We start from the raw sequence: 490 nt of genomic DNA, 5'->3' as shown, positions 1-490 counted from the left end.
CGGTGCGGTCGTAGACGCCGCCACCCGCACTGATCAACGAACGATCATAATCCGCCCAACTCGACCGAGCCAACCCGAACAACCGCGACCGCTCACCGAACGACGACCCCGCATCCGGATCCGGATCCAAAAAGATATGACGATGATCGAACGCCGCCACCAACCGAATATGCTCCGACAACAACATCCCGTTACCGAACACATCCCCACTCATATCCCCCACACCCACCACAGTGAAATCCTGCGACTGAGTATCCACCCCCATCTCCGCGAAATGCCGCTTCACACTCTCCCACGCCCCCCGCGCAGTAATCCCCATCGCCTTGTGGTCATATCCCGCCGAACCACCCGACGCAAACGCATCCCCCAACCAGAACCCATACCGGCCCGCAACATCATTCGCAATATCGGAGAACGTCGCCGTACCCTTGTCCGCCGCCACCACCAAATACGTATCATCACCATCACGACGCACCACCCGCTCCGGCGG

At 60.0% G+C, this 490-nt stretch carries 1 protein-coding gene; it reads right to left on the bottom strand.

Translation table 11 applies throughout. The features are described from left to right. On the bottom strand, positions 1-490 hold a 490-nt coding region (locus IG75_RS36980), incomplete at both ends, for an NAD-glutamate dehydrogenase domain-containing protein (RefSeq protein ID WP_036544366.1).

This window comes from Nocardia rhamnosiphila NBRC 108938, assembly GCF_000720425.1.
In the GTDB taxonomy this organism is placed as follows: Bacteria; Actinomycetota; Actinomycetes; order Mycobacteriales; family Mycobacteriaceae; genus Nocardia; species Nocardia rhamnosiphila.
The sequence above is the reverse complement of the archived record's forward strand: the minus strand, read 5'-3'. Positions and strand labels throughout refer to the sequence as shown.